The organism is Stenomitos rutilans (assembly GCF_059505485.1).
The window spans coordinates 116116-122664 of record NZ_JCACKR010000027.1; the positions used below are offsets into that span (position 1 = coordinate 116116).

At 51.5% G+C, this 6549-nt stretch carries 5 protein-coding genes; all 5 read right to left on the bottom strand.

The features are described from left to right. Positions 1-240: 240 nt before the first annotated feature. Complete coding sequence (locus AC5JLP_RS03730) at positions 241-1443, bottom strand: toprim domain-containing protein (protein ID WP_496066557.1); 1203 nt, start codon at positions 1441-1443, stop codon at positions 241-243. Positions 1444-1568: 125 nt separating this feature from the next. Next, on the bottom strand, positions 1569-2891 hold the full coding sequence (locus AC5JLP_RS03735) for a diaminopimelate decarboxylase family protein (RefSeq protein ID WP_496066558.1): 1323 nt from the start codon (positions 2889-2891) through the stop codon (positions 1569-1571). After that, on the bottom strand, positions 2885-4714 hold the full coding sequence (locus AC5JLP_RS03740; RefSeq protein ID WP_496066559.1) for an asparagine synthase: 1830 nt from the start codon (positions 4712-4714) through the stop codon (positions 2885-2887). Before AC5JLP_RS03740 ends, AC5JLP_RS03735 begins: the two co-directional genes overlap by 7 nt. A 23-nt stretch (positions 4715-4737) precedes the next feature. Continuing rightward, positions 4738-5358, bottom strand: coding sequence for a DUF3859 domain-containing protein (locus tag AC5JLP_RS03745; RefSeq protein WP_496066560.1), 621 nt, complete (start codon positions 5356-5358; stop codon positions 4738-4740). Positions 5359-5611: 253 nt separating this feature from the next. Then, the coding region (locus AC5JLP_RS03750; protein ID WP_496066561.1) for an ATP-dependent metallopeptidase FtsH/Yme1/Tma family protein at positions 5612-6549 on the bottom strand (938 nt) is incomplete at its 5' end.

A 6549-nucleotide genomic window follows, 5' to 3' on the forward strand; every position in this document is an offset into this window, starting at 1 on the left:
AGCACATTCATACAGTATCATTCAGCGGGCAAGGGGCAGTATAGAATTAGAGGCTGGCTATGGCTATGCTTTTTTTTACTCCTACCGTTTCCCTTGCCTGTGAAGGAGAACGATCGTTGCAGCGATAAAAATCACATCTTTGACGACTAACTGTTAGAAACGAGACATCTTTAACCGTAAGCTATGGCTCAGCACTGTGATTATCTAGCGCATTGAGTAGTGCTTCTGGCACGAGGGCAATTAACCGAAACTTTCAACTACATAATAAGAATTTACACCATAGCTATCAACAAAAATGAGACTACTATCGTCAGTACCTAATTCTCGACTTCCAGCAATACCACGATTGAGAATGTGGATGAGTTGCTGTGGTGTAAATGACTCTAGCTCAACACAATTGCCTGCTTCTAACCAGGCTAGTTCTTCTGTTGATAAGCTCGATCGCACCTCAGTTGGCATTTGTTTAGCCGTTCTAGCTGCATCGGCTGCATTTTGCACAAACATTGATTGACTCGCAAAAACTTGGCGTGGCAGTAAGCCGACATCAAAAATTTCGACGGTGCTATCTTGAAACCATTGAGCGCTAGTCCGAAGCTGATGAATCAACCCGACGCCTCTAGGGGCGCAGTCATGAAAGGCATAGACTTTTAAGTCGGGATTGCGACGTAGCATGGTCATAGTGGTATCAAAAATACCTTTGGGATAGCCTGTAATACTCAGAATGGCGCAGTTATTTTCAAAGTGAAAATTATTGGCAATGAGGAGTTGCGCGATCGTAGACGTATCACAAACCACCAGGCGATCGAAGCTATAAGCCGTCACATCAGGATTAACGGTTGTTGGAGTTCGCTCTTCACGCGTCGGCGGCAGCATATTTTGCGCTGAACCATTGATTTGCTGCCAGCGATCGAGCCAACCTTGAAGTTGATCCGCACCAACGGTGAATTCTTGATGTTTGAGCATTGGGTTGCGGCGTTGTTGAGTGCCCAGATAAATTGAGCTAACGCCTAACAGTACACTGATAACGAAGAGTAGAAAGGAGTTGCCAACAAGGCTGGCGATGATGCCTGCGATGAGAATCAGTCCGCCGATCGCCTGTAGCGACTTGGCGCTACTCTGGCGTGCTTTAGGGCTAGATTGCGCAGAACTGCTCACACTTGAAAGGATGAATCCTGTAAGGAGGCTGAGAGCAATTGCAGGTGCAAAAAGTGCCAAGACACTAGTTGTGATTTCAAGAAGAAATCCTCCAGCGGTAACTGTTGCGATCACTACCACAATGAGATAGAGGAAAAAACAGCCGAATGTTGGTATTGATCCCTTATTTTTAAAGCGCTTATCGAGAAAATAAAGTAACTGTTTGGAGGTAAAAAAGAGCGTATTGTTTGCAGAAAGATCCGCGATCGCTTTTGCAAACATAGGGTCTGTTACCTTAACCTTTTTCATTGCAGTCGGCTCAAAGACAAACGGATGCTGACAGTTTTTACAGCGACCTTGATTGTCAGTTCGATCTTTTAAGGTGTTATCGGTATGACAGCGGATACATTTCATAGCATCTCCGGTGAATGACGTTAAAATACTTGATATGCCATCAGCGTTTGATACGTTTCGCGCTGCCGGATGAGACGGTGATTACCGTTTTCGAGTAGCACTTCAGCAGGACGAGGACGGTGCAAAAAATGAGAAGACATGGCATAACCATAGGCTCCCACATCTAGAATGGCGAGAAGGTCACCGTTCTTTAAGGTTGGCAACTGACAATTTCTGCCTAGATAATCACGCGAATAGGTTGTATTTCCACACACATCTGTCAGATGTAAGCCTTCGCCTGTTTCGGCGTTATTGAGTGCTGTCTCGTCATGTGGCAAGGCGACGATTTCACGATAGCCACCATGCACAGACGGCACCGAAAGATTGGCAACGGTCGTATCGACGCCCACAAGCTGTTTGTCGTGCTGCCATTTTGTCGAAACCACACGAGTTAGCAAGGTTGCGCAGCCCGCGATCGCGGCTCGTCCCGGTTCAATCACCAAAGCAATGGGTCGATCGAGTTGAGACAAGCGATCGCTCAACGCCGCACCGAACTGATGCCAATCAAACGCCACACCATCGTGATGATAGGGATAACCAAAGCCACCGCCAAAGTCGAGATACGCCCAGTCGGGTAGTTGACTAGCAGTGGCGATAACGGTGTCGATCGCCTCTGTGAACGCCGTTGTCGCATTTGTGCCTGTGCCTCGATAAAAGTGCAGTCCACTGATGGACAGCCCAGCCTGTTGTGCCAGCCTCACCGCCGCCGAAAAGTCATCTGGATGTACGCCAATACGATTATCTCCAGTGAGCGCAGGGAGGTTGAGGCGAAGCCCAAGGCGTGGGAGTGGGGAGTGGGGAAGAAAGTTTTGAGTAGCGCTTTGCGCCGCTACGCTAGAGAGTTTTGAGTTTTGAGTTCTGCCTTCTGCCTTCTGACTCCCCTTCTGCCAAACCTCACAGCACAACTCTAACTGTGCAAGGCTATCCAGATTCAATGTTGTAATGCCCCAGTGGAAAAGCTGCTCCATTTCAGCATGACTCAGGTTGCTACCGCTGTAGACAATTTGTGTGGGATGAAAGCCTGCCTGAAGTCCCAGATAAATATCCCCAGGGGTATTGGCGTGGAGTCCCCACCCAGCTTTGCGGAAGATCTGCAGGAGGGCAATGTTGCCGTTGGTGACGCTGGCAAAGTGGAAGCGGGTGTGTGGATAGGCGATCGAGTTTGTAATGTGCTGAATGGTTTGACGCAGGCGATCGCCGTTGTAGACGTAGAGAGGGGAACCGTAGGTTGCGAGTAGTGCTTCTGCTAGAGCAAGCGTTAACGGCGGTGGGGTGCCGGGTGTCGGGTGTGGGATGGCTACCATTGCGTTGTCTCCCGTTGCTGTTGAAGGTAGAAGCGTCCTAGCCAGGAGGGTAGCCAAAAGGGATGGTTGAGTGAGAATGCTGGCGCTGTGCCGAGAGCCGTGTGTTGCCACAGTTGCCACATCAGCAAGAGCCAGAGGCTTTCACCAATGCGACGCCCCTGGAGTGTGCCAAATTTACCAGCCGCCAGGTGAGTCGCAAGGTGGGGCTGCCAAACGCCTTGAGCGCTTAAGGCAGCAGGATTCAACCATACACCCAGCGATCGCCATAGCTCATTGAAGCACCAGGAGGTTAAGGGCACACCCATGCCCCGCTTTTCTCGCCAGACAATTTCGGGAGGCAGCCACGCTTCAACAGCACGTTTCAGAATGTATTTCTCGCAGGCGGCGTGTAGATGTAATGTTCCCGAAAGCTGAAAAGTCCATTGAGCGAGAGCGATATCGCAGAAGGGCGATCGCACCTGCAACCCGTGAGCGATCGCTAAATGGGTGGCACGAGGATGAATATTTTGTGCGCCTTTGAGCATCAGCGTGGCACGACGCAACCGATGAAGCAACGTGGTTGAGAAGGTTGGATTGAGGGCTTCCTCTAGCCAGCATTGAGGCGTGTTGGCTGTGAGTTGAGGAAAAAGCTCTGGCTGAAACAAGTCTTGTTCATACCCCCAGAGTCGATGAAAGGTGCGGAGATATTGGCGATCGAAGGTAGCTTCTGTCTGATGCGCCGTTTGGTACAGACCTGCTGCAATTAGAGGTTTATTTGTCCAGCCTGCAAACAGTTGATCACCCCCTTCACCATTAAATACCACCTGTACATCCTGGCTAGCTGCCCGCATCAGTAGAAAGAGCGGAACGGTGACGCCATCACCAAACGGCGTATCCAACGCTCGTGCAGTAGGCACCAAAGCTTGGCGCACTCGTTTGGGGCTGGCATCCACTTTAACTAAGGGGATGTGGAGAAATTCGGCAACCTGTTCGGCATAGGGGCATTCTGAAAAGCCCTCTGTGCCAAAATCTAACGTGTAGGCGCGAACTTTGACGCCCGCTTCAACCAATAGCGCCGCGACGATCGACGAATCCAACCCACCCGACAGCAAAACTCCAACAGGTTCATCACCCAGATCAGCGCTTTGACGAGCAATTGTATCCTTGAGCAATGAGCGCAATTGGGCAACGGCGATGGCCTCGTCCTGAATCTGGTCAGGTGCTTCTTGCCATTCGAGTGATCGCCTTGTCTCTGGTGCTGATAGCCTCTTGGAGGCAGCATCGGCAAACCAGGTCTGCTCTGTCCCCGCCGCGATCGAGGCAATGTGAGCGATCGGGGTGAGGGGCGTTGGCACATAAGAGAAGCAGCTATAGCCATACGCCGCAGGTAGGCTAATCTGAGGCGTTTTGATCAGCGGCAGCAATAAACTCAGCCGCGACGCAAACCAGACAATCTCTCCTACCTGCATCCAGTAGAGCGGCACGTGACCAAACGGCTCTCGTCCCAGACAAAGACGATCGTCGTGGTGAGTAATCCAGGCATCCGCAGGCGAGTGCTCCAAACGACAAGGCATCCCGGAGGCAGAGAGGGCTGCAAGCAGATGCGCTGGTAAATCACTACAGGCTGCCTGCTGCAAGCCGAGATACGCTACCTCCCAGCATCTAGCGGCACGTTCTGATAAAGAGGTTTCTGATGACGATCGACCGCTACGTTTGGCTGGTGTCTCATCGCAGTGATGCAGGATACTCGACAAACAACCTTCCAGAGCAGTTCGATCGCCATAGCCCCAGTAGCCGACAATTTGATGCGGTTTGAGCGTCTGCAACGGGATAGTTTGCCCCATAGAGATTCAACCGTCCCTTCCCACTACTGCACGTCAAAGGGGGTATTGCTCAATTGACGATCGCCTAACCGCAATCGCACTTCCCAGCTTCCTACAGGAGCCTTAGAGTTAAGTGGAAATTTGCAGTGGGTATTCCAGAGCGGTGTCTCAATCTGACGCGTCTCATAGCGATTTTGCTTCACGACCTGCCCATCAGGAGTCACCCAGTCGCAGGTGAGGGAAAGCGTTTTGCCGACAGGTGCATCTTTCAATGTGACGTTGTAGAACAGCTCAGGGCTAGTTTGGCGCGAGATAGGAGCTTCGCTACAACTGTCTTGTACCCGTGCCACACAGCCTTGTTGTGTCGAAATGCGATTTAGCGCCTGATTTTGCTGCTGCACAAAAACAACTACACCCGCAACGATAACCACCAGGCTGGCGATCGCACCACCAACAAGCCATCGCTGCCGTTGCTGCTGTACCACCAGGGCATCCTTTCGCTGTAGCTGGATCATGGCTTCATCCAGCAAGTCGGGCGATAGATTCAGTTCCCGCAGAATGTCTTCTACCTGCCCGCGATCGAGTTCATCCTGCTGCCGTTGCGAGAGCCGTTCTACTTCGCCAACTAGTTTTGTTAACTGTTGGGGTGTCAATCGATTTTCCATCGGTCTACCTCTTGTCGGTGAATGCTGTGCCTGAACGAGGGACATCAAACGTGGGTAGCGTTCTCATCACCCATCAGCCTAGCATCGAGTCTTAGGGCTGTCTGCTTTAACGACCATCGCATGAGATGAGAAAAGCCTCAGAAGCAACGAGGCTCTGAGGCTTTTCTCCGTTAACCCTAAACGCTTTGGGCTGAGCTACGCGATCGAAGCTCTAAAGGGCTGATGGCTTTTATGAGTGCCAACGTGTCAATTGCTATGAGACTTGGGCTACTGCTGCAACTGGCTGTCCCGTGACCTCTGTGACAATGCGACGAAAATCATCGCCTTCGATCGTTTCTTCTTCAAGCAGCATCTCAACCAAGCGGTCAACCAGCACACGATTTTCTCGAATGATCTTGCGAGCTTCTTCGTAGCATTTGACAGCAATACCGCGTACTTGCTGGTCAATCTGGGTGGATACATCTTCTGAATATTCCGTGCGAGGTGACAGTCCACGGCCCAAAAAGACTTCGCTGCCTGCACTTTCGAGCGCAACCAGTCCCAAATCAGACATCCCGTAGCGAGTCACCATTTCGCGCGCCAAGTCGGCAACTGCTTTGATATCGCTGCTTGCACCTGCTGTCACTTCAGCATCACCAAACACTTCCACCTCGGCAGCTCGTCCACCTAACGCGATCGTAATGCGATCGGTCAACCAGGCGCGGGTGTAGAGGCCGCTATCAATCATCTCTTCGTTGAACGCTTGTTGGGCAAAGCCACCAATGCCGCCCGATCGCGGAATAATGGTCACTTTGTTGAGCGGGTCGGAGTTTTTCAGCAGGGTCATCAGCAGCGCATGACCAATTTCATGATAGGCAATCAGCCGCTTTTTCTTGCTGTCCAGCAGGGGCGTGAGCGTGAGACCGATCGTGACACGATCGATCGCATCGTCAATTTCCAGCATCGTCACCGCGTCTTTACGACGACGGGCCGTGAGAATGGCCGCTTCGTTGAGCAGGTTTGCCAGTTCTGCACCCGAAAAGCCAGGAGTACGACGGGCGATCGCTTCTAACGAAATATCGGTATCCAGCTTCTTGTTACGGGCGTGAACTTCTAGAATGCCCAAACGCCCTTTGTAACTGGGCAGATCCACCATGACCTGACGGTCAAAGCGACCAGGACGCAGCAGGGCAGAATCCAACACATCAGGAC

Coding starts and splice junctions, on each gene's coding strand:
- AC5JLP_RS03740 (WP_496066559.1), bottom strand. CDS start 4,714: ATGGGGCAAACTATCCCGTTGCAGACGCTCAAACCGCATCAAATTGTC.
- AC5JLP_RS03745 (WP_496066560.1), bottom strand. CDS start 5,358: ATGGAAAATCGATTGACACCCCAACAGTTAACAAAACTAGTTGGCGAA.
- AC5JLP_RS03735 (WP_496066558.1), bottom strand. CDS start 2,891: ATGGTAGCCATCCCACACCCGACACCCGGCACCCCACCGCCGTTAACG.
- AC5JLP_RS03730 (WP_496066557.1), bottom strand. CDS start 1,443: ATGAAAAAGGTTAAGGTAACAGACCCTATGTTTGCAAAAGCGATCGCG.